The organism is Brucella sp. MAB-22, assembly GCF_025908475.1.
GTDB lineage: Bacteria > Pseudomonadota > Alphaproteobacteria > Rhizobiales > Rhizobiaceae > Brucella > Brucella anthropi.
The window spans coordinates 113,623-136,691 of sequence record NZ_CP109782.1 but is presented as its reverse complement, the minus strand read 5'-3'; the positions used below and the strand labels follow the sequence as shown (position 1 = coordinate 136,691).

Genomic DNA, 23,069 nt, shown 5'->3' with positions numbered 1-23,069 from the left:
CGGTTTTCGGATAAGATGTGCGTCAAAACAAAAGATTAGGGCGCCGATCTGATCCAGTCAGATCGAAACGCGCTTTAATCGCTCGTTGCAGCTCGTCACACGCGGACGAGCTGCTCCACCCGCTCCTCATTTCCAAAGAACTTGAGATAACGCGCCACTTCCTTGGGATCGCCGGTCGCCTTTTGCGGATTGTCGGAAAGCTTGACCGCCGGATGGCCGTTGGCATCCGTCACCTTGCAGACCAGCGAGATGGCATTCAGCCCTTCGATTTCCTTCGGGGCGCAACCTGCAAAATCATTGGTGAGATTGGTGCCCCAGCCGAAGCTCATGCGCACACGCCCTTCGAAATGACGGTAAGTCTCCTCGATCGTGTCCACATCAAGCGCGTCGGAAAAAATCAGCAGCTTTTCGCGCGGATCCTTGCCGCGGGACTTCCACCATTCGATGATGCGCTCGCCGCCTTCGATGGGCGGGGCGCTGTCGGGGCGGAAGCCGGTCCAGTCGGCAACCCAGTCCGGCGCATTGCGCAGGAAGGCAGCCGTGCCGAAAGCATCGGGCAGAACGATCAGAAGATTGCCGCCGTAGTAGCGGTTCCAGTCCTGCAGCACGCGATAGGGGGCTGAGCGCAGTTCCTCGTCATTCTTGGCGAGTGCTGCCAGCACCATCGGCAATTCATGCGCATTGGTGCCGAGCGCTTCCACGTCGGTATCCATAGCCAGAAGCACATTGCTGGTGCCGGTAAAGGCATCGCCGATGCCTTCCTTCAGCGCTTCGACGCACCAGCGCTGCCACAGGAAGGAATGGCGGCGGCGCGTGCCGAAGTCGGAAATCTTCAGCCCCGGCAACTGGCGCAGGCGTTCAACCTTGCTCCACATCTTCGCCTTGGCGCGCGCATAAAGCACGTCGAGCGAAAACGGTCCGAGGTTCTTCATCGCCGCGCGCGAACGCAGCTCGTTGATGATGGCAAGTGCGGGAATTTCCCACATGGTCGTGTGCGACCACGGTCCATGGAAATGCAGCTCGTACTGGCCGTCCTTGCGGCGCAGATCATATTCCGGAAGCTGGAAATCGTGCAGCCAGCTCAGGAACTCGGGCTGGAAAATCTGCTTGCGGCCATAGAAACTGTTACCCGCCAGCCAGATCATTTCCTTCTTGGAGAAGCGCAGCGTGCGGGCATGGTCGAGCTGCGCACGCAATTCGCCCTCATCGATCTCATCGGCAAGGCGTACCGAGGTCGTGCGGTTGATGAGCGAGAAGGTTGCGTCCACCTTGGGGTAAAGGCCCCAAATCATCTGCAGCATCAGAAGCTTGTAGAAGTCCGTATCCAGAAGGCTGCGGACGATGGGATCGAGCTTCCATGCGTGATTGTAGACGCGGCGCGCAATATCAGTCTTGGCCATGACGGCCTCCAGAAAAAGCATGTTTCCGATAGCACAAACATCCGGCTTTACTTCGCCGAGTCGTGCAAAAGGCGGGTTTTCACCCGCCTTTTTAATCGGTTCACTTCTGTTTGGGAAGCTCTACGACGATTTCGTGTTCTCCGTCCGGCTTGATCGGCACACCCTCTTCCGGCTTGCCGACCTTGCGACCGTTGAGCTTCACCACCTTGTCCTTGGCACTGGGGGCACCTACCACGACCTTCACGCGGTAGAGCGCTTCGCCGAAGCGGAGCTCGGCTTCATAGCCATCCCATTCCGGTGGCAAGGCCGGGTCGAGATGCAGGCGGTCGCCGCGTTTTGTGACGCCGAGGATACCCTCCGTCGCAACGCGGTAGAACCAGCCGGCGGAACCGGTGTACCAGGTCCAGCCACCCTGCCCGCGACGCGGCTCGACGGAATAGATGTCGGCTGCGATCACATAAGGCTCGACGCGGTATATGTCCGGGTTGCGGCCATGGCTGACCGGGCTGATGAGCGAGAACAGACGCCATGCTTCAGCCGTCTTGCCCATGCGGGCGAGCGCCATGATGGCCCAGGTCGCGCCATGGGTGTACTGGCCGCCATTCTCACGAACGCCCGGCGGATAGCCCTTGATGTAGCCCGGCTCCTGAATGGTGACGTCGAAAGGCGGCGTAAAGAGACGCAGCAATTCGCCTTCGTCATCCAGCAGGTACTTTTCGAGCGAAGCCATCGCCTGTTCGGCACGTTTCGGATCGGCAACGCCGGACAACACGCTCCACGACTGTGCGATGGCATCGATCTGGCATTCGTCACTGTCCTTCGAGCCAAGCGGTGCGCCGTTGTCGTAGAAACCACGGCGATACCACTGGCCATCCCAACCATCGCGGTCGAGCGCTTCGGTCAGGCTTTCCAGATGTGCTTTCCAGATATCGACGCGCTTCTTGTCCTTGCGCGCTTCAGCAATCGGGATGAATTTACCGAGCGTATAGGCGAGGAACCAGCCAAGCCAAACGCTCTCGCCCTCTCCCTTCACGCCGACGAGATTCATGCCGTCGTTCCAGTCGCCGCCAAGGATCAGCGGCAGGCCGTGCTTGCCGGTGCGCTCCACAGCAAGGTCGAGCGCCAGGGCGCAATGCTCATAGAGGCTTGCCGTCTGCTCGGAGATTTCCGGCTGATAGAAGGCATCGTGTTCGCCCTCCTCCAGCTTGCGCCCTTCGAGGAACGGCAGCTTTTCATCGAGGATCGAGCGGTCGCCCGTCGTCTCGACATAAAGCGAAGCGCCATAGCCGAGCCAGACAACATCGTCCGAGATCAGCGTGCGGACGCCCGCCCCGGTCGCTGGCAGCCACCAATGCTGCACATCGCCTTCCGGGAACTGGCGCGATGCCGCATTGAGTATCTGCGCGCGGGCAAGCGTCGGATCGATCAGAAGCAGCGACAGCGTGTCCTGCAACTGATCACGGAAGCCGAACGCACCACTTGCCTGATAGAAGGCAGCGCGGGCCCATATACGGCAGGCAATCGCCTGATAGGGCAGCCAGCCGTTGACCAGAAGGTCGAAAGCCGGGTCCGGCGTCTTCACCTGAACGCGGTCGAACAGACCTTCCCACTGCTGTCTGGCAGCAGCAAGCTTGTCACCGAACGACACCTTGCGGGTTTCGGCGATCAGCGCCTTCGCCTGTCTCTGATCGGCGGCATTGCCGAGCAGGAAGACGATCTCGCGTGCTTCACCCGGCCCCACTTCGATATCAAGAGCGAGCGCCGCACATGGATCGCGGCCTGCTTCGACCGTACCCGAAAGCGCCTTGCCAGCCAGCACGACTTCCGGCTTGTCCACCGAACCGGTGGTGCCGATGAACTCGCTGCGGTCGGCAGTGACGGATTGCGGCTTTTCGGTTGCTGCAAAGAAAGCGATCTGCCCGGACTTGTCCGGATGATACGGATTGCCTGCAAAGAGTGCGCCCAATTCCTCGTCCTGCGAAGGTACAATGAAAGGCACGTTCTTGGAGCGGGCATTGCCCAGCACCCATTCCACATAGCCATAGACGCGCAGCTTGCGCTTGGAACGCCCGTTATTGGTGACGGTCAGGCGTGACAGGCGCACCGGCTTGTCCGCATCCACGATGTGGGTGAGGTCGAGTGCCAATTCGCCATGCTGTGCCCCGAAGCTCGAATAGCCGTGGCCATGACGCGCTTCATAGGTCACGGCCTCATCGCGCAGCACACTTGCCGTCGGCGCAAAGGTGCGGCCCGTTTCGCGGTCGAGGATATAGATCGCCTCGCCCGGACGGTTCGTGACCGGATCGTTCGCCCATGGGGTGAGCTGATAATCGCGGCTGTTGCCTGCCCAGGTGAAGGCCGAACCTTCCGCCGAGACATGGAACCCGAAATTCGGATTGGCGATCACATTGATCCACGGATGCGGCGTGTTGGTGCGGTTGTTGACGCGCACCACATAGCTGCCGTCCTCGGCAAAGCCACCATAACCATTCCAGAAACGAAGATCGTCCCCGAACGGCGCAGGACGGTTTACTACAGGCTTGACCACAGGACGGCGTTCTTCCGTCCCGCGTTCGATGGCGACAGGCGCAAGCCCCGCAGCACCCAGCCCCTGAGCGGACATCTGAGCCGAAGCCTGACCGCCAATGGAAGTCTTGGCATCGCGCGCCGCCAGATCGACGGTGATTTCCTCGCTGCGACGAAGCTGCTCGGCCAGCGAGCCGTTCTGCGCATGCATGACGATGCGCGCCGAGGCGAGCAGCGTGTTGTAGCTTTCGTCGCTCATCTGGTCGCGGCGCACCGCGAAGATGTGCGGCTGGCCACCGCCACGGGCGCGGAAACCTTCCACGATCCAGTCGATGGCGCGCTGCGTGTCCTGCGCATAGGAGAAGGCACGCTCGTTGACCGCCACGACATCGACGGTTAGGCCCTTCGAGCGCCAGTATTCCTGCGCGCGCAGCACGCCGCGCAACACGTCGAGATCAGCTTCGTTGTCGATGCGCAGCGCGAAGATCGGATAGTCGCCGGAAATCGACATTGGCCAAAGGTCGGACTGCTTGCCGAGGCCGCTGGCGATGGTTTCCGGTGGCTGGCGCAGGGTCCGCTCCGGATAGAGCAGATAGGCAGCGACCTTCTGATAATCGGCAGCTTCGGCAGGCTTGATGCCGATATGGTAGAGCTGCACCTGCGAGCTGGTCCATGACAGCGAATATTCGCGGGCGAAGGTTTCTGGATGCCGATGCAGCGCCACGGCGTGTTCTACCGCATCGCGGCTGCCGCCTGCGAAGGTCCAGAAAACGAGGCTCACCTTTTTATGCGCCGGAACGCGGACACGTGTACGCACCGAAGCGATCGGGTCGAGCACGCAACCCTGGCTGCCGTTGAACTTGGCACCCTGATCGAAGGCAGCCGCATCGCGCAAGCTGCGGCCACGACCGACAAAGGCACGGCGGTCAGTTTCGACTTCCGTTTCGCGGATCGAGCCGGAAAGATCGGTCACGAAATGCGCGACGTGGATATCCGGATCGGACGGCGCGCGCTTGCGGCGCTTGGCATAGATGGTCGAACCGTTATCGGAGATTTCGGTCTCTACGAACATCTTGGCAAAGGCCGGATGGGCGGCATCGCTGTCGCTGTCGGTCAGCACCAGTTCCGCATAGGAGGTGACCTCGATCATGCGGTCGCGGGCGGACGTGTTGATGATGTCGAGCCTGCGGCCTTCGCCGTCCGATTCCGACGACACGATCACTTCCATGACGGTCTTGATGTCACCGGCGGTCTTGTAGAATTCCGCCTTGTCTTCGGTGAAGACCGTCTTGGTTTCCTCTTCCGGGTTGCGAACCGGTTCGCCGGTTGCCGACCACCAGTATCCGCTTTCCATGTCGCGCAGGAACAGGAACGTGCCCTGAAGGTCTTCCGACGCATCGGCGTGGAAGCGGGTAATGTCCCAATTGTGCCAACGACTGTAGCCCGAGCCGTTTGCCGTCACCATCAGAGCATATTGCCCGTTCGACATCATATGCGTGGTACGCGGCGCCTTGAATGGCTTGTCGACAATCCGCATCGGCGCATCGTCGAAGCCGCCGGAATCCACGCGCATCGGATTTTCCGTCTTGGCGTAGATCATCGGGATTTCGCGTGGCGCCTTTTCCTGCAGGAGCAGTTCGGCAGCCTCGATCACCGGATCGGAGTGGAAACGCTCGCGCATCCGGCCTTCAAAGATCACGTTGTTGACCGCGATGATCGCCATGCCATGGTGATGGGCGTAGTAGTTCTTCACCACAGCACAGAGTTCGCCTTCGCGAACACGTGACGGCGTGAAGTCCACCGAATCGTGGAAGCCATAGCGTCCGAGCGCGCCAAGCTTGGCAAGGCGCTTCAGGTTCGCGACAGCGGCAGCAGGCTGATACTGCGCGGCGAGCAGGCTCGCATAGGGCGCAATGACCGCATTGCGCGACAGGCCGCGCTGCAAACCAAGATTGGGCACGCCGAAGTTGGAATACTGGTAGTTCATATGCGCGTCGCGCGCATTGAACGCTGCTTCCGAAATACCCCATGGCAGGCCGCGCGAGGTCGCATAGTCGATCTGGCGCTGCACCACGAGCTTGTTGGTCTGATCGAGAAGCGAACCGAGTGGCTCCGACATGACCAGCGGCGGCATCAGATATTCGAACATCGAGCCGGACCAGGAGAGCAGAGCGCCCTTCCAGCCCACCGGCACCAGAAGACGGCCAAGCTTGAACCAATGTTCGACCGGAACGTCGCCCTTGGCGATGGCGAACAGGCTTGCCAGACGCGCTTCGGACGCCAGAAGATCGTAGCAGCTTTCGTCCAGTTCGTTTTCCTGCACACGGAAACCGATGGAGAGAAGGCGGCGTTCCTTCCGTTCAAGGAAACCGAACTGCATATCGAATGCGAGCTGGCGCGAACGGGTAGCAAGATAGCGCAAACGCTCACGCAGCGCGTCCGTATCGTGCTCGCCGATGGAATCCTCGGTATGCGCCTTGCAGGTATCGACGAGAATGCGCGCCCATTCCACGGCTTCAGCGCTTGCCGGGGTTTCGATTTCGCCATCGAGTTCGTCCATCAGGCGAACGATGTCGGTTGCAAACAGCGACAGGTTGATGGTGCGGAAGGAGGCCGTTTCCGGCTCATCCTTGATGGAAATCACGGCGCGGCGGAAATTGGCAATCCGCTCTTCCAGACGGCGGCGCAGCGGACGCAGAATCCGGCGATCATCCGGGATTTTCGCGATTGTCTCTTCAAGGATGTCGTTGACATCAAGGATACCGTCGAGATCGCCCTGCATGTAGACGGATGGTGCTTCCGCCCATTCTTCCAGCGCCGACGACAGCGTGACCAGATGCCCGGCAAGGTTGCCGCTATCCACCGCAGAGACATAAAGCGGGCGCATCGGCGTCAGCGTGTTGGTCTCGTACCAGTTGTAGAGATGGCCCTGATACTTCTCCATCTTCTCAAGCGTATCGACAGTGGCTTGAACGCGGTCCAGCGTTTCACCGAAGCCGATCCAGCCGAAATCGCGCGCGGCGACGACGGACAGGAGATAGACGCCGATATTGGTCGGCGACGTGCGCTGCGCGACAATCGGCGCCGGATCTTCCTGGAAGTTGTCCGGCGGCAGATGGTGGTTTTCCTCGTTTGCGAACTCGGCGAAATAACGCCAGGTCCGGCGTGCATAGCGGCGCAGGTCCGACTTGTCGGAAGAAAGCACTTCCAGCGTGTCCTGCGGCTTTGCCGAACGGCTGACCAGCCATGCAATCAGCGGCGAGGCAAACCAGATGACGGCAAACGGCGCCGCGATCATTGCCGCATGACTTTGGGCAGCAAGCGGGATGAAGATCGCCAGACCCGCAATGGCTATGGCCGGCCACATCAGCTGGAAATAAAACAGCAGCGTATCGGGCGAGGTTCTCGCCTGCGCAGCCGTGCGCCATTCCAGAAGATTGCGATGCGAGACGAACAGGCGATAGACGGTACGCACAATCGCATCCGCCATCAGGAACGCCGAATGGGCGATGAAGGTGGTGCGCAGCGCCACATCGGCCGTGCCGAGCGCGATGTCAGTCAGCACCGACTGCGCATGACCTTTCAGCGAATAGTCCATGTTCGATGGAATGAGATTGGTCACAATGCCGAATGTCGGCGCAACGAACATGGAGAGAATGAGGAAGCCCTGCCAGACGGCAGCAGGCCCGATTGGCAGCACGCTCCAGCCGACGACGGCTGCGATCAGCCACAGGATCGGATTGAGCGAGCGGCGCAGGTTGTCGACCATCTTCCAGCGCGTGATGTGGCTGACGCCACGGCTTGTCGAAAACAGCCAGGGGAGAAGCTGCCAGTCGCCACGCGCCCAGCGATGATGACGCGATACGTCGACATTGTAGCCGGTCGGATAATCCTCGACCACTTCGACATCGCTGACCAGAGCCGCGCGGGCATAGCCGCCTTCGAGAAGATCGTGGCTGAGCAGCGTGTTCTCAGGCACGCGGCCCTTCAGCGCTGCCTCGAAGGCATCGATGTCGTAAAGTCCCTTGCCGGTGAAGGTACCTTCACCGAGCAGGTCCTGATAGGTGTCGGACACGGCGAAGACATAAGGGTCGATACCGCGATTGACCGAGAAGACGCGCTGCAGGAACGATGCCTCGTCACCGGTGGTGAGCGAGGGCGTGACGCGCGGCTGGAGGATGCCGTAACCGCGCACGACCTTGCCGGTCTTTTCGTCGATGATCGGACGGTTCAGAGGATGGCTGAGCTTGCCGGCCAGATGCGTGACGGATTCCGGCGTCAGACGCGTGTCGGCGTCCAGCGTCATCACATATTTGATTTCCTTCGGCAAACGTTCGTCCGGCGGGAAAAAGCTCGTATCCTGATCACCGCGCAGCAGCAGGTTCAGCTCGTGCAGCTTGCCGCGCTTGCGCTCCCAGCCCATCCAGCAATTCTGCTTCTCATTGAAGAGGCGACGGCGATGCATGAGGAAAAAGCGTGGCTGGTCGTCGCCGGTATAATGCTCGTTGAGCTTGGCGATTTCCTCGCGCGCATATTCATAGATTTCCATATCCGCAGGGGTGATTTCCTGCTTCGCATCGGTCCAGTCACTGACCAGTGCAAAGTAGATTTCACCACGCGGATTGGTGAGATAATGAACTTCCAGATTGCGAATCTGCTCGTCGATGGAATCACGCGAGGTGATGAAGGTCGGCACCGCGACCAGCGTGCGCGCCTCCTCCGGCAAGCCTTCCTTATATTCGAAACCGATGAGCCGCGTCGGCTGGACAAACCACGGCACCAGCGCATTGAACAGCGAATAGGACGCGTCCATTGCCGGGAAGATCGCCAGAAGCGTGAACAGCGTGCGCAGATCAGTCGAAAGACCGGCGCGGATCATGCAGTAATTGACGAGCAGAAGGATCAGGATCGTGAAGATCGCCGTCGGGATGAACAGCCCCCAAAGACCGAGACCACGATAGAAGCGCAGCGCCTTGACGCCGAACGGCGCCTTGTAGCCACAGACCTTTTCCAGCTCCTTGCGCCCTTCGCCGGACAGGTAATAGGCGATTGCGCCCTTGCCCTCGGCTTCCTGATGACCGGCCTTTTCCGCACGATGTCCGTCTTCGGCCAGTTTCAGCGCAGCCCATGTGATGTCGATTTCGCTCATGTCCGAATAGCGGGCGAGCTTTTCGATGGTCACGCGATAGGCATTGCGGGAACGGAAATCCAGAAGTTCGAAATCGCTGTGGTCACGCAGGATCGCATCAACCTCGTTGACGGTTTCGAACCAGGTCTCCCAGTCCACGTCATCGATGGATTTCAGGCTGCGGATGACATTGCCCATCGTGACGCCGCCGGTAGACTGGCGGGCATGTTCCTCAACGATGGCGTCTTCCGGATTGCTGCCTTCCTGCTCCAGAATCCGTTCCAGCCAGCTGGCAGCAGCCGTGGTGTCGGTCGATGAGGAACGCAAGCGATAAAGAAGGTGGGTCGCGAAAGTGCTGTCGCGGGCGGCATCGGCATATTGCGCCAGAACCGAATCCAGTTCGGCACCGTCGGTGGCAACCACGATGCGGTCGGCGGCCGTATTGGCGAGATTGCGCATGATGCGCGCGCGATCGACGCGCAGCGCCAGACGGCGTGCATTCTCGATCAGGAAATAGCGCACCGCAGAAGGCAGCGCCCACAACTCACCGATCTTCAGGGGCTCCACGGTCTGGAAACCCTTGACGATGGCCGTCAGCGTCTTCAGTGAGAAATTGCTGTCCGTATGGGCGACATAAAGCCAGGCCAGCGCGAAAATGCGCGGCATGCCTTCATATTTCTCAACCGGCGCCTTGTAGAGCGGCAGCTGACGGATGAAGCGGCGTGGCAGGTCGCGGCGGGCCTGCTGCACGTTCTTGTCGATCTGGTAATGATTGTCGAGCAGCCATTGCGCGGCTGGCGTGATGGTCTCGCCCGCACGCGATGCGGCATCGGAGGCGCGATAGGCATGCAGGATCAGCTTGCCGTTTTCGGAAAGGCGCTGATCGAACGGGAAGGCGATATAGCCCGGCAGCGGAATGTCTTCGCCCCGCGCCACGGCAGCGGCAAGCGCGCCAAGCTCTTCCTCGGTTTTATACAAGGCCCGGATGGGGGATGGTTGTTCGGGCGGAATCCGGCCCGATGCATCGGGCTCGCTGGATTTGGGTTCCATCGAAGGTTTCTGCATCGGCGATTTATTCTCGGTAGAGGTTGAATTGGAGAGCGAAGAAGACAATTCCGGCATCTGCCTTAACAGCCTTTCCGAAGGAAATGAGTTATCTGCGGCGGGTGGATACTGACATTATTCCGAATTTTCATTTCAGGGAAACGGCAGTATCCGTGATCGGTTCCCTGAATGTCGACCGCATTTGGCCAAAATGCGACGGCGCAATGTGCTGATATTCAAACCGTTTGAATCGCAACGCACAATTCTTTCCGCCCATTAATGTTGCGTTATGGAACACCCCGTTTCCTGCAACCCTAACATATTGAAAATAAAAATAATACTACCGCAGGTAACGTGTCAGAAAATTTCAGCGCGGCCCCACCACGCCCGTCGATAGAGAAAAGCCCGACAGGTCTGCGGGAATCACCGCGCATCTGCCGGGCCTCATATTTCACTTCACCGGAAAGTGACGATCAGGAACCTGTTCCGGAACCGGTTTCACTGGCAGGAAAAAGCTTCCAGTAACGCGGTCGGAAGGCGATGCGACTCTTTTCCGCGGCCGGATGTTCGGCTGGAATTTCGATCTCCACCCGCTCACGTGCGCCGCCTACTTCCAGTTCGACACGCCGCTTGCCGCCCGAGCGACGGCTCGCCACCACCGTGCCTGCGATACAGCCGCCGCAACCGTCCAGCAATTCAACATCGTGCGGACGGAAGAAGAGCTGCGCGTCACCATCCGCCACATCCTGGGCTGTCAGGCCGATATTGCGATCCACCAGCCAGATCTCGCCCTTTTCGACCCGCACCGGAAGCGTGCTGGACTCGCCGATGAAGCCATAGACGCCCGGGGAATTCGGATTGTCATAGACTTCGTCGGGCGTACCGACCTGCTCGATACGCCCCTGGCTCATCACCACCACGCGGTCGGCGAGCTCCAGCGCCTCGTCCTGATCGTGGGTCACGAAAACGGTCGTATGGCCGGTCTTGTCGTGAATCTCGCGCAGCCAACGGCGCAGTTCCTTGCGCACCAGCGCATCAAGCGCGCCAAACGGTTCATCAAGAAGCAGGACTTTCGGTTCAATCGCCATGGCGCGGGCAAGCGCCACGCGCTGGCGCTGACCACCGGAAAGCTGCGCCGGATAGCGCTTCTCCAGTCCCTGTAGCTGGACGAGATCGAGCAATTCCAGCGCGCGGTTGCGAATATCGTCACTCGACGGACGTGTCGCGCTTGGACGCACCTTCAGACCGAAGCCGATATTGTCCGCCACCGTCATATGACGGAACAACGCATAATGCTGAAAGACGAAGCCGACATTGCGCTCCTGAACGCTCTTCTGCGAGGCGTCTTCGTCGCCGAAGAAGATGGTACCTTCGGTCGGCGTTTCCAGCCCGGCAATCAGGCGCAAAAGCGTGGTCTTGCCCGAACCGGAAGGCCCCAGCAAAGCGATCAGCTCGCCGGAACGAATATCCAGCGAGACATTATGCAACGCCGGGAAGCGAGCGAACTCCTTACGCACACCGGCAACACGAACTTCCATTCCCAATCCTTTCATCTGCCATAGCAGGACTATGCTTTATTTCTGCCGCCGAGCGGCTAATTGCCAGTTTGGGTGTCAGTGCCCGTTTCCACTGCCAGCCAGTTCATCGCCATAGCGCAGTTCCAGCGCCGTCTTGATTGCAAGCGTCAACAACGCCAGGAAAGCCAGCAGCGACGCCACCGCAAATGCACCGACGAAGTTATATTCGTTGTAGAGGATTTCCACATGCAGCGGCATCGTATTGGTGAGGCCGCGAATATGTCCAGAGACAACGGAAACAGCGCCGAACTCGCCCATTGCACGGGCATTGCAGAGCAGCACACCGTAAAGCAGCCCCCATTTGATATTGGGCAGCGTCACATAGCGGAAAGTCTGCCAGCCATTGGCGCCCAGCGAAATTGCCGCCTCTTCATCGCCGGTTCCCTGTTCCTGCATCAGCGGGATCAGTTCGCGCGCGACAAAGGGAAACGTGACGAACACCGTCGCCAGCACGATGCCCGGAACGGCGAACAATATCTCGATGCCGTGCCGTGACAGCCACGGCCCAAGCAGGCTGTGACTTGAGAAAAGCAGTACGAAAACAAGACCGGAAATGACCGGCGACACGGAAAACGGCAGATCGATCAGCGTCGTCAGCAGCGCCTTGCCCTTGAACTCGAACTTCGCGATTGCCCATGCAGCTGCAATGCCGAAGACCAGATTGAGCGGCACGGCAATGGCCGCCACCATGAGGGTGAGCCTTATCGCAGCCCAGGCATCCGGCTCGACCAGTGCCGCCAGATATTCGCCTGCCCCCTTGCGGAAGGCTTCCACGAAAACCGCTATCACTGGCAGGATGAGGAACAGGGCCAGAAATGCCAGCGCCAGAGCGATCAGCGTGATGCGCGTCGCCGGGCTTTCCGTGACAGCGCTTCGGCTGTTGCGAGGAGCGGCAGAGACAGGTTCATTCGCCATGACCATATTTCCTCCGTGTCCACGACTGGATGAGATTGATGAAAAGCAACATCGCAAAGGAAAGCGCCAGCATCACCGTGGCGAGCGCCGTCGCCCCGGCATAATCATATTCCTCCAGCTTGATCACGATCAGAAGCGGCGCGATTTCCGAGACATAAGGCGTATTGCCCGCAATGAAGATCACCGAGCCATATTCGCCGACGCCGCGTGCGAAGGCGAGCGCGAAGCCGGTCAGGATGGCGGGTTGCAGGCTCGGCAGCAGCACCCGCCAGATGGTCTGAAACCGGGATGCGCCAAGCGTTGCCGCCGCCTCTTCGACCTCGCGGCTGATTTCCTCCATGATCGGCTGGACCGTGCGCACCACGAACGGCAGACCGATGAAGATCAGCGCAATGATAATGCCCGCCCGCGAAAAGGCGATGCGAATGCCGAACGGAGCCAGCAGGCTGCCGATCCAGCCATTCGGCGCATAGATCGCGGCCAGCGCAATACCGGCCACTGCCGTCGGCAGCGCAAAGGGAATATCGACGATGGCATCAACGAAGCGGCGCCCCGGAAAGCGATAACGCACCAGAACCCAGGCGAGGATGACGCCGAAGACCACATTGACCAGCGCCGCGATGAAGGCGGTGCCGAAGCTCGTTTCAAGCGCTTTCAATGTGCGCTCGTCGGTGACGAGGCGCCAGAAGCCGTAAAACCCGACTTCGGTGGAACGCAGCACCAATGCCGCAAGCGGAATGAGAATGAGAAGGGTCAGATAGGCAACACTGAAGCCGAACGTCAGCCCGAAACCGGGAATGACGCTCGGCTTTCTGAAGTGCGACCCTGCTCTGGCCCGTGCAGGGAGCGAAGACATGCGTTGGTTTGTTCCCTCTTCAGTACTTATTGCTACTGATTGCTCTCGAACTCCGGATTATTTTCCCGGCTTGTAGAGCTGGTCGAACGTTCCTCCATCGCCAAAATGATAGGGCTGTGCCTTGGCCCATCCACCGAAAATCGGATCATCGATCGTCACCAGCGTCAAGTCCGGAAACTTGCGCTGCTTGTCGGCAGGGATGATGTCAGGCTTCGACGGACGGTAGAAATGTTTGGCGGCAAGCGCCTGACCTTCCGGCGAATACAGATATTCAAGATAGGCCTGCGCCAGCTTGGTGGTGCCGTTTTCCTCGGCATTCTTGTCCACCACCGCGACTGGCGGTTCAGCCAGAATGGATTGCGGCGGAACAACGATGTCGAATGCATCCTCGCCAAATTCAGCCACCGAGAGATAGGCTTCGTTTTCCCAGGCAAGCAACACATCGCCGAGCTGACGTTGCACGAAAGTGGTTGTCGAGCCGCGCGCACCAGTATCGAGCACTGGCACATGGCGGAACAGTTCGCCGATGTAATCCTTGATCTTCTGCTCGTCGCCACCGTATTGCTTGTAGGCCCAGGCCCATGCGGCGAGATAGTTCCAGCGGGCACCGCCGGAGGTCTTCGGGTTCGGCGTGATGACCTCGACGCCGTCCTTCACCAGATCGCCCCAGTCCTTGATGCCCTTCGGATTGCCCTTGCGCACAAGGAAGACGATGGTTGACGTATAGGGAGCCGAATTGTTGGGCAGGCGCTTGCGCCAGTCCTTGTCGATCTTGCCTGAAAGTGCGGCAATCGCATCGATATCGCTTTCAAGCGCCAGCGTCACCACATCGGCCTTGATGCCATCGATCACCGAGCGCGCCTGCTTGCCCGACCCGCCATGGGAAGCGCGAATGGTGACGGTTTCGCCGGTTTCTGCCTTCCAGTGGGCGGCAAAAGCGGCGTTGTAATCCTTGTAAAGTTCACGCGTCGGATCGTAGGACACGTTCAGAAGTGTCTGATCGGCAAAGCTTGCCTGAACCGTTCCGGTCAGCGAAGCCGCAGCCACCAATGCTGCCAAAGTGAGCGAGAATCTCGATATCTTCATGACCGCCTCCATGTTTCACTGGCCAAGACAGTATCAGAGCTCTTTGAAGACAGGATGCCACAAGCCGGTCGTTATTTGAAACGACTTCGAAAAATCTACTCATTTTGTTGGAGAATTCGGAGATAATTTTTCCACCGGCATGTCGAAACACGCCGATGATAGTATCATTAACTCATTGAGCCGACACCGGTCCGGCAGCCGGTGAAGTTTGGGTGGGGAGGCTGCTCGTGGCCTGCCCCAGTTGGAGCGGAGGCTGCTTCGGCTCATTCCAGCCCATGAAGTTGTAGAGCGTATAGCGCCAGACTCCGATCTCCTCGTGAAGCGCCAGATCGGTCATGAGGAAATACAGGCCCGGCGAAGACATGTTGGTATGCGATCCGGTCAGATAACCGGCCGCAACCGGCTCAGGCTTCACACCAAAATGTGCCAGATAAAGAAGATCGCGCTTCATCATCGGCGCAGCCTGTAGCAGAACAACTTTCGCCGGTCTGATCTCGCGCAGGATTGCTGCCACGTTCCTGGAGTTCTGCCAGCTGTTGCGGCTTTTCTCGTCAAGCAGGACGGAAGCCGGATCGACACCGGCCTTTTCCAGCTGCGTGGCGATTGATGCGGCTTCGGAAGCACCCGTTCCGGCTACATCGGCGCCGCTGGCGATGAACTTGCAGCGAAAACCCTTCTCGACACATTGTCGGTTCATGGCGACCGCCGCCAAAATCGGCCCGTAGGAGAAGGCAAGTGGTTCGACCACCTTCTGACCGTCGCCATCGACTGTCTGGGTTCCCATGCCGAAGACGACGAAGGCAGTATTGTCTTCAAGCTGCGTCTGCAATTGCGATGAATAGGCCGATTGCAGGCGGCTCATCAGCGTGTCGGGAAGAATTGCCGAAGCAATTGCACCGTAAAAGATGGCCGCAAGGCCGATCAGAACGATTCCGGTCTTACGCCAATTGAAAAAATGAAGGAGCAATCCGGTAACAACAAAAGCCACGATCAGATTAAGCGTCATATGGGATCACCAGGCTTCAGTATAAATTTCTAAATCAAGCTCACCCGATATAAGTGCCTGCTATGAGTACGAACAATCCCAATAATTTCAGATACAATCTTTCCAACCTCGGAAGTGAGGCCCGGACTGGGGTTGCGGGGGGCAAGTATTCATCCGGGCCTCCGCCAATCTCGCGACCGGCAGGCTGATAACGGGCGAAACCTGTTTCGGTTGCAGGAAATCGGTCGCAGGCTGATTATTTTTGCTGTCGGGTTACAACTTTACCGCGCCATATGATCGCTCTTGAACCGGGCCGCCGAAGAGTTATTTTCCCTGTATCGATTGGCTGACCAGAGGATTTTTCACCATGGCATATGGCAAGCGTTCCAATTGCACCCTTTTCGCGGTTATAGCAGGCCCGGCAATGCTCTTCGCGCCTTCTGTTTCGGCGCAGGCTCAGGATGCAAACCCCATCGAGCGGGTCGATTACATCTGCGAACGTGGGGTCGTCGTGCCTGTCACCTATATCCGCAATGGTAGTGCGCCCGGCTTTGCGGTTCTCGATGCGGAAGGCAAGATGATCGCGCTGCAATGGCATGACAGTCTCAAGAAATATGTCGCCATCGATGAGCAGGACAGCTACCGCTGGAGCGACAAGGACGGTCAGGCTGTGCTGAGCCATCTCGAAGCCGATCACACCGCCAAGGAAGTGACGCTGCTGTCAGCCTGCCGTTCGGACGACTCGGAAGAATAGACGGCCCTGTTATGGGACGAGGTAGTGCTTGTCCCACTGGTTCTGAGGCACTTCATCGCCGATATCGTAGCGAAACGAAACGATATTGATATGTTCCTCATCCGTCTTGCAGACAAAGGACAGCTTGTACCAGTGCTCGCGGCTGCGGAAGGCAGCGCCATCGGCCTCGATCGAATTCTTCGTGGTCACGGGATCGGAGAAGGCATAGGCCAGAACCTTGTCGACCGAAAACTTTTGTTCCCGCGTGATGCGTTCCATTGCTTCCACGTCGCAACGTTGCTCAAGGCGGGTTGCCGGATCGAGCTTCTCGAGCTGGGCCTTTTCTGAAGCATTCATTGCAAAAGACGGGGAAACCGCCGGGCCGAACGAGAGGAGACCAACAACAGCGGACACAGGCAACACAAGGGATTTGAATTTCATCGGACTTTCGGGAACTCCTCGGTACTCACATTATCGGCGGCGATAATAAGCATGATTTGCGGCAATGTGCGGATCATCACCGGAAAGTTATCGAAGGCCACCCGTAAAAACCGCCATCCCCAAAATTCGTCCGCTCTGTGAACTATCCGTCGCTGTTCGGGTTCAACCCTTCCACATAGGTGCGGTTGCGTCCTTCTTTCTTGGCGGCGTAGAGGATTTTGTCGGCCTTATCGACCGCCTGCCAGAAATCACCCTGCTCCGGCAGACGGACACAGCCTATGCTGCATGTGACGCTGGCTTCCTTTGCGAGGCGCTGGAACCGGTGCCTCTCGATGTTCTGCCGCACGCCTTCCATAAGCTGGAAGACATTATCGGCATGCATGTCGTCGACACAGATCACGAACTCCTCGCCGCCAGTACGCGCAATCAGTGGCCGTTCGCCGATGAGCTTGCGCAGGATTCCAGCGAATTCCTTCAAAACCGCGTCGCCCGCCGCATGGCCATAGGCATCATTCAGCGCCTTGAAGTAATCGATATCGCAAACGGCAACCCAGCCGGGCACGCCCTTTTTCGTCTGTGAAAGCGCATCGTAGCGCATTTCCAGTCCGCGCCGGTTGAGGAGCCCGGTCAAGGGATCGCTGTCACGTTCATGCGACAGTTCGCCGATACGGTCGTAACCGGCAGCGGCCAGCAAGGCGAAGCCGGTGACAACCGCTGCGATAGCGGTAGAAAACACCGTCCATTGCCAGAAAACAGTCGCTGCGAAATCGTCGCCATCGACATCGCCGAGCAGGGAGCGGGCGGTCAGAAGCGTGCGCGGCACGAATTGCAATGCCACCAGAACGAGCATGACCAGCAGCAGCTTGTCCACCAGCGGCCCCTTGAACAGCCGCCGCGCCTGCCATGCGAAAGAAAGGATCAACGTGGCCATGCCCAGATTGAGCACATAGACCCGCGACAGAAGATCGGGCTCAATATAGCAATAATACCAGACACCGCCGACGATGAGGGCAAAGCTCAATATGTAGAAGGCAGATGTAAGCCGCAGCCCGCTTCGCTGCAAAATGCCATAGCCGCCAACCAGCGTGCCTCCGACATAAAATGCGGCGGAAAGCACCGTGTTCAGATTGTCGTCCGAAGGGAAATCACCAAGCTGGACCAGCATTGCGAGGCCGATCAGCAGGAAACAAGCGCCGCAGGACACCAGAAACTGGCGACCGCGATCGGAAAGCCACGCCGAGAAAAAGGCGAACGCGAACAGCAGCAAAACGGCGGGAAGTACAAATTTCATATAAATCGGACGCGCAAATTACAATTTCTGGGAGAAGTCTTATTGCGCCCTCTCAAGAAAATTACAATTGAGTAAATTAAAACCTCCGCGTGAACCAGCCATGCGTGGAGGACAAACCTGCTGCGCCAAACATCGCCATCCGCTATGCTTTCGCTCTTGATTTCGGCGGGCTGTCCGTGTTTGTAACCTGCAAACACTGCTGTGATATCCGCCACGCAGTCCCGTCGCGAAAGGAAGAGACATGAAGCCCGTTTTCCTGCAACTGCAGTGCGCCCCCGGCAAGACCTACGAAGTTGCCGATACGCTCTTTCAGCGCGAAATCGTCTCCGAGCTTTATTCCACCAGCGGCGAATTCGACCTTCTGGCCAAGATCTACATTGCCGAGGATCAGGATATCGGCAAGTTCATCAACGAGAATGTTCTCAACATTCCCAACATCATTCGTTCACTGACGACGCTGACCTTCACCGCCTTCTGACATCGCGGCCTCCAAAACCGGTAAAGGTTTGATTCACCATTAACGAATTATCATGCCGGCGAAGGGAACCTCTGCTTGCGCTCGCGCATTTCTTGCGTGAAGGGCTTACCTCAAAAAGGGAGGCAGCGAGACAAGTGATGAACGATCTTGGACAGCGGCGGGTATTGGTGGTGGAAGACGAGATTTTCGTCGCCCTCGATGTCGCCGCGACTGTCGAGGATGCGAACGGAACCGTTCTCGGTCCGGTCGGCACCGTCCGGCAAGCAATAGATATCATCAATCGCAATGAAGTTGATGCCGCCATTCTCGATGTGAACCTCGCCGATGGCGATGTGGAAGCCGTGCTGGACCGGTTGAAGAGCCGTGATATCTTCGTGGTCATCCATACCGGCGGTGGCCTTCCAGCGCGCCTTGCGGCACGTTATCCCGGAATACCGGTCTTTCAGAAGCCTGTGCTGCCATCCCGGCTGACGCGCGCTCTGGCTTCCGCCTTTTCGTCGCATAGGGTGCAGCAAGCCTGATGCTGCGGAACCGCCCGGATTTCGCAACGGTTCTGAAGGAAGTCGAGGCTGACGCAAGCCCCGAGGAAAACACCCGCCCGCCGCAATTCGGGTTTGCTTCCGCCGTCTTTTCCGTGGGTTTCGGCGATACGCCAGCAACACCCCGCCAGCCGGACAATCTTGAAAGCCTGTTCGATATTGAGAGCGTGCCGGAGGCTGCGCCCGAGCCTGAACAGGAAAGACAGGCGATAGAAGCGCGGATGCAGAAGCAGTCGCCGGATGCAATCCGCCAGGAGCTGGACCTGCATTCCGGCCTGAAACGCTCCGAACTGCAACGGCGGCGGCGCAGCTTTGCCGCCAGCAATCATCCGGACCGCCTGCCGGAAGAGTTTCGCCTTGCCGCGGAACAGCGGATGAAAACGGCGAATGCCCTGCTGGATGCCGCCATGGCTGACGCACCATCTTAAGGCTGAGCAACTTCCTTACGTTTTCAGAGCAATATCTTTTGCATTATAACAATAACGTGCTAGATTGCCGTGTCTGTGCCTGCGAAAGCTGTCGCACGCCGGAACCCTTTCCGTTGTCCGCAAGTCTGCGAATGGTTCAGCCCCGATAGTATGGGGCAATTTGCGCTTTGCTCAGCGGGAACGGTTCTGTCATATCGACGTTACACATTGGAATAGTTCCTAAAAGGTTTGAAAATGCCTCCTTATCGTTCGCGTACAACCACCCACGGTCGCAACATGGCCGGCGCGCGCGGCCTATGGCGCGCCACCGGAATGAAGGATGAGGATTTCGGCAAGCCGATTATTGCCGTGGTGAACTCGTTCACCCAGTTCGTGCCCGGCCACGTGCACCTGAAGGACCTCGGCCAGCTCGTTGCGCGCGAAATTGAAAGCGCTGGCGGCGTGGCAAAAGAATTCAACACCATTGCGGTCGATGACGGCATAGCCATGGGTCACGACGGCATGCTCTATTCGCTGCCGTCGCGTGAACTCATCGCCGACTCGGTCGAATATATGGTCAATGCCCATTGCGCCGATGCGATGGTCTGCATTTCCAATTGCGACAAGATCACTCCCGGTATGCTGATGGCCGCTCTGCGCCTCAATATCCCGGTCGTGTTCGTTTCCGGCGGTCCGATGGAAGCAGGCAAGGTCGTCTGGGACGATCAGGTCAAGAAGCTCGACCTCGTCGATGCGATGGTTGCAGCCGCCGACGACAGCTACACCGACGATCAGGTCAAGGCGATTGAGCGCTCCGCCTGTCCGACTTGCGGCTCGTGCTCTGGCATGTTCACCGCAAACTCGATGAACTGTCTGACCGAAGCGCTCGGCCTGTCGCTGCCGGGCAATGGCTCGACGCTCGCAACCCATGCCGACCGCAAGCGCCTCTTCGTGGAAGCCGGTCATCTGGTTGTCGATCTCGCCCGCCGTTATTACGAGCAGGACGACGAAAGCGTGCTGCCACGCTCGATTGCGAGCTTCCCGGCTTTTGAAAACGCCATGACGCTCGACATTGCCATGGGCGGTTCGACCAATACGGTTCTGCATCTGCTTGCAGCCGCACAGGAAGCCGAGATCGACTTCACCATGGCCGATATCGACCGCCTGTCGCGTCGCGTGCCGGTGCTCTGCAAGGTTGCACCTGCCAACAACACGGTTCACATGGAAGACGTGCACCGCGCAGGCGGTATCATGGGTATTCTCGGTCAGCTCGATAAGGCAGGCCTGATCAATACCGATCTGCCGACCGTGCACAGCGAAACGGTTGCAAAGGCGCTCGATCATTGGGACGTGACCCGCACCAACAGCGACATGGTGCACAAGTTCTATTCGGCTGCGCCCGGTGGCGTGCCGACGCAGGTTGCCTTCAGCCAGGAACGCCGTTTCGACAGCGTCGATGCCGACCGTGAAAAGGGCGTCATCCGTTCGAAGGAACACGCCTTCAGTCAGGATGGCGGTCTGGCCGTACTTTACGGTAATCTGGCCGAAGACGGCTGCATCGTGAAGACGGCAGGCGTGGACGATTCCATCCTGAAATTCTCCGGTCCTGCCCGCATCTTCGAAAGCCAGGATTCGGCTGTGCTCGGCATTTTGAACGGCAAGATCAAGGCTGGCGACATTGTGCTGATCCGCTATGAAGGCCCGCGCGGCGGCCCCGGCATGCAGGAAATGCTCTACCCGACCAGCTATCTGAAGTCGAAGGGCCTCGGCAAAGCCTGTGCGCTGATCACCGACGGACGTTTCTCGGGAGGTTCATCGGGTCTTTCGATTGGTCACGTTTCGCCGGAAGCAGCCGAAGGCGGCACCATTGGTCTGGTGCGCGAAGGCGATATCATCGATATCGATATTCCGAACCGCAAGATTCATCTGGCCGTTGATGATGCAACGCTGGCCGAACGCCGCGCCGAGCAGGATGCGACCGGCTGGAAGCCAGCGGAGACACGCAAGCGCAAGATTTCCACCGCGCTGAAAGCTTATGCCTCCATGGCAACCAGCGCCGCCAAGGGCGCGGTACGGAAGTTGCCGGATTGATGTCAATTAGAAAGAGAAGTAGTTTATTAACTACTTCTCTTTTTACATTAGCGCACACAAATATAAACGGTATTTTTCTATAAAACACTTGAAACAGAACACAATAAGCGGAACGCTATCCTCTTAAGTGAGGAGCGATTCGTGCAGAGCGTATTTTTTTCATATTCGCATGTCGATGAGGCATTGCGAGACGAACTCGAAAAACATTTGGCTGTACTAAAACGACAAGGCGTAATTGACACTTGGCATGACCGTCGAATTGGGGCAGGTCAAGAGATCGATCAATCGATAAACGACCGCATTAATACAGACGATATAATTCTACTGTTAATTAGCTCAGATTTCCTTGCATCGGATTACTGTTATGATCGTGAGATGACTCGCGCTCTTGAAAGGCATAATGCTGGCGAGGCTGTCGTTATACCGGTAATTCTGCGGCCTTGCGATTGGCATACCAGTCCTTTCGGTAAGCTAAACGCTACACCACCGGACGGCAAGCCAATTACAAAATGGCCCAATCGCGATGATGCTTTTTTGGAAGTCACAAAAGCCATCCGAGAAGTTCTAACAAAACGCCCTACTCGTCGAAATGCAGTCGAGAACAGCACTCTAGCTGTCAAAGGTGCGACGGAACGTCCGCTACCTCTTCAAGTTCGCTCATCCAATCTACGAGTTGCAAAAAGCTTTAGTGAACGAGATAAGGATAAGTTTAAATACGAAGCATTCGAATACATTGCTCATTTTTTTGAAAACTCTCTAGCTGAATTGGAAAGCCGAAATCCAGATATAGAAACACACTTTCGGCGTATCGATGGTGCTCGGTTCTTTGCTGGCATTTACCAGAACGGCAATACAAGATCAAAATGTACTATATTTATTGGTGATAGCTTTGGAAACGGAATTTGCTACGTAGATGGTGAAACGACCCAAAATAACACCATGAATGAGTCCCTACATGTAGAAGCGGATGAAAATTCAATGTTCTTTCGTAGCATGGGAATGTTTTCTAGACAGAGAGAGAATAAGCTCACATTTGATGGAGCTGCGGAACTCTACTGGGCAAATCTAATAGAACCTATTCAACGTAATTGGTAGAGAAAATAATGCTGTCACCTCATGAGTTCGAAGTCGGTTCATTAAACGACGCGAAGCCAAATTCAATACTCTTGAGGGCTGAAGATCCACGTGACAAAATATTAGTTGTCGGCAACGAAGGTGCGCGATTTGCTATCTTTATTGAAAGAAATTTTGAGTATTTTGATTATAAAGAAAATAATTATTATAGAGGCCTGATAATCCAAGACGTCAAATTCGAAGTAGACGAAACGAGCATTGGTGGCCTGAATACAGCTAGTGAGCCACTTGGCGCAATTATCGCATCACGAACGATGCTCAAGATTCGAGCTGTACAAGCAGAGCGCTTTAGATCACAATCTTCAATTCCGATATATGGGAAGGAAGATAATAATTACTCTGTTGACAGAATATTCTTCAAAAGATGGAGTATTTACATCAATTCCGACGGCGAGAAAAAAATAATTCACTCAGTGAATACAGACGAAATTTAAAAAA

General features: G+C 57.5%; 16 protein-coding genes. 7 read left to right on the top strand and 9 right to left on the bottom strand.

The annotated features are described in order from the left end of the window. Positions 1-95: 95 nt before the first annotated feature. From pncB to OHI65_RS10160, 7 genes are all read right to left on the bottom strand, one after another. A complete protein-coding gene (gene pncB / locus OHI65_RS10190; RefSeq protein WP_125300527.1) occupies positions 96-1,400 on the bottom strand; it encodes a nicotinate phosphoribosyltransferase in 1,305 nt (434 codons plus the stop codon). 100 nt (positions 1,401-1,500) lie between these two features. Continuing rightward, positions 1,501-10,176, bottom strand: a complete 8,676-nt coding sequence (locus OHI65_RS10185) for a GH36-type glycosyl hydrolase domain-containing protein (RefSeq protein WP_125300526.1) — start codon at positions 10,174-10,176, stop codon at positions 1,501-1,503. Between the two features lie 395 nt (positions 10,177-10,571). Beyond that, positions 10,572-11,636, bottom strand: a complete 1,065-nt coding sequence (locus tag OHI65_RS10180; RefSeq protein ID WP_011982340.1) for a sulfate/molybdate ABC transporter ATP-binding protein — start codon at positions 11,634-11,636, stop codon at positions 10,572-10,574. A 75-nt stretch (positions 11,637-11,711) separates the two neighbouring features. Next, positions 11,712-12,590: a sulfate ABC transporter permease subunit CysW gene (cysW, locus tag OHI65_RS10175; RefSeq protein WP_010657958.1), complete on the bottom strand. Its 879-nt coding sequence runs from the start codon at positions 12,588-12,590 to the stop codon at positions 11,712-11,714. Continuing rightward, entirely contained in the window at positions 12,580-13,446 is an 867-nt protein-coding gene (cysT, locus tag OHI65_RS10170; RefSeq protein ID WP_094514636.1) for a sulfate ABC transporter permease subunit CysT, read from the bottom strand. The genes cysW and cysT overlap by 11 nt, the downstream gene beginning before the upstream one ends. A gap of 57 nt (positions 13,447-13,503) precedes the next feature. After that, positions 13,504-14,532 (bottom strand): sulfate ABC transporter substrate-binding protein, encoded by a 1,029-nt coding sequence (locus tag OHI65_RS10165; protein ID WP_010657956.1) that lies wholly within the window; start codon positions 14,530-14,532, stop codon positions 13,504-13,506. 172 nt (positions 14,533-14,704) lie between these two features. Further along, positions 14,705-15,538, bottom strand: a complete 834-nt coding sequence (locus OHI65_RS10160) for a YdcF family protein (protein WP_125300525.1) — start codon at positions 15,536-15,538, stop codon at positions 14,705-14,707. Between the two features lie 346 nt (positions 15,539-15,884). Between OHI65_RS10160 and OHI65_RS10155 the strand changes: the two genes are divergently transcribed. Further along, the gene (locus tag OHI65_RS10155; RefSeq protein WP_125300524.1) at positions 15,885-16,271 is read left to right on the top strand and encodes a hypothetical protein; all 387 of its coding nucleotides are present in this window, start codon (positions 15,885-15,887) and stop codon (positions 16,269-16,271) included. 9 nt (positions 16,272-16,280) lie between these two features. On the opposite strand, the gene OHI65_RS10150 is transcribed toward OHI65_RS10155, so the two are convergent. Together OHI65_RS10150 and OHI65_RS10145 are read right to left on the bottom strand one after the other, a co-directional pair. Further along, complete coding sequence (locus tag OHI65_RS10150) at positions 16,281-16,691, bottom strand: DUF930 domain-containing protein (RefSeq protein ID WP_071632882.1); 411 nt, start codon at positions 16,689-16,691, stop codon at positions 16,281-16,283. Positions 16,692-16,833: 142 nt separating this feature from the next. Further along, the gene (locus OHI65_RS10145; protein WP_125300523.1) at positions 16,834-17,982 is read right to left on the bottom strand and encodes a diguanylate cyclase domain-containing protein; all 1,149 of its coding nucleotides are present in this window, start codon (positions 17,980-17,982) and stop codon (positions 16,834-16,836) included. A 241-nt stretch (positions 17,983-18,223) separates the two neighbouring features. On the opposite strand from OHI65_RS10145, the gene OHI65_RS10140 reads away from it, so the two are divergent. From OHI65_RS10140 to OHI65_RS10115, 6 genes are all read left to right on the top strand, one after another. Continuing rightward, complete coding sequence (locus tag OHI65_RS10140; RefSeq protein ID WP_010657951.1) at positions 18,224-18,460, top strand: Lrp/AsnC ligand binding domain-containing protein; 237 nt, start codon at positions 18,224-18,226, stop codon at positions 18,458-18,460. Positions 18,461-18,597: 137 nt separating this feature from the next. Continuing rightward, positions 18,598-18,981, top strand: a complete 384-nt coding sequence (locus tag OHI65_RS10135; RefSeq protein WP_125300522.1) for a response regulator — start codon at positions 18,598-18,600, stop codon at positions 18,979-18,981. Beyond that, positions 18,981-19,427, top strand: a complete 447-nt coding sequence (locus tag OHI65_RS10130; RefSeq protein WP_011982334.1) for a hypothetical protein — start codon at positions 18,981-18,983, stop codon at positions 19,425-19,427. Before OHI65_RS10135 ends, OHI65_RS10130 begins: the two co-directional genes overlap by 1 nt. 234 nt (positions 19,428-19,661) lie before the next feature. Further along, a complete protein-coding gene (gene ilvD, locus OHI65_RS10125) occupies positions 19,662-21,497 on the top strand; it encodes a dihydroxy-acid dehydratase (protein WP_125300521.1) in 1,836 nt (611 codons plus the stop codon). Between the two features lie 141 nt (positions 21,498-21,638). Continuing rightward, on the top strand, positions 21,639-22,592 hold the full coding sequence (locus OHI65_RS10120; RefSeq protein ID WP_125300520.1) for a toll/interleukin-1 receptor domain-containing protein: 954 nt from the start codon (positions 21,639-21,641) through the stop codon (positions 22,590-22,592). A gap of 8 nt (positions 22,593-22,600) precedes the next feature. Further along, positions 22,601-23,065, top strand: coding sequence for a hypothetical protein (locus tag OHI65_RS10115; RefSeq protein WP_125300519.1), 465 nt, complete (start codon positions 22,601-22,603; stop codon positions 23,063-23,065). Positions 23,066-23,069: the final 4 nt, after the last annotated feature.

Excerpts from the sequence above, each read along its gene's own strand:
- pncB (WP_125300527.1), bottom strand. The coding sequence starts at position 1,400 with ATGGCCAAGACTGATATTGCGCGCCGCGTCTACAATCACGCATGGAAG.
- OHI65_RS10185 (WP_125300526.1), bottom strand. The coding sequence starts at position 10,176 with ATGCCGGAATTGTCTTCTTCGCTCTCCAATTCAACCTCTACCGAGAAT.
- OHI65_RS10180 (WP_011982340.1), bottom strand. The coding sequence starts at position 11,636 with ATGGAAGTTCGTGTTGCCGGTGTGCGTAAGGAGTTCGCTCGCTTCCCG.
- cysW (WP_010657958.1), bottom strand. The coding sequence starts at position 12,590 with ATGGCGAATGAACCTGTCTCTGCCGCTCCTCGCAACAGCCGAAGCGCT.
- cysT (WP_094514636.1), bottom strand. The coding sequence starts at position 13,446 with ATGTCTTCGCTCCCTGCACGGGCCAGAGCAGGGTCGCACTTCAGAAAG.
- OHI65_RS10165 (WP_010657956.1), bottom strand. The coding sequence starts at position 14,532 with ATGAAGATATCGAGATTCTCGCTCACTTTGGCAGCATTGGTGGCTGCG.
- OHI65_RS10160 (WP_125300525.1), bottom strand. The coding sequence starts at position 15,538 with ATGACGCTTAATCTGATCGTGGCTTTTGTTGTTACCGGATTGCTCCTT.
- OHI65_RS10155 (WP_125300524.1), top strand. The coding sequence starts at position 15,885 with ATGGCATATGGCAAGCGTTCCAATTGCACCCTTTTCGCGGTTATAGCA.
- OHI65_RS10150 (WP_071632882.1), bottom strand. The coding sequence starts at position 16,691 with ATGAAATTCAAATCCCTTGTGTTGCCTGTGTCCGCTGTTGTTGGTCTC.
- OHI65_RS10145 (WP_125300523.1), bottom strand. The coding sequence starts at position 17,982 with ATGAAATTTGTACTTCCCGCCGTTTTGCTGCTGTTCGCGTTCGCCTTT.
- OHI65_RS10140 (WP_010657951.1), top strand. The coding sequence starts at position 18,224 with ATGAAGCCCGTTTTCCTGCAACTGCAGTGCGCCCCCGGCAAGACCTAC.
- OHI65_RS10135 (WP_125300522.1), top strand. The coding sequence starts at position 18,598 with ATGAACGATCTTGGACAGCGGCGGGTATTGGTGGTGGAAGACGAGATT.
- OHI65_RS10130 (WP_011982334.1), top strand. The coding sequence starts at position 18,981 with ATGCTGCGGAACCGCCCGGATTTCGCAACGGTTCTGAAGGAAGTCGAG.
- ilvD (WP_125300521.1), top strand. The coding sequence starts at position 19,662 with ATGCCTCCTTATCGTTCGCGTACAACCACCCACGGTCGCAACATGGCC.
- OHI65_RS10115 (WP_125300519.1), top strand. The coding sequence starts at position 22,601 with ATGCTGTCACCTCATGAGTTCGAAGTCGGTTCATTAAACGACGCGAAG.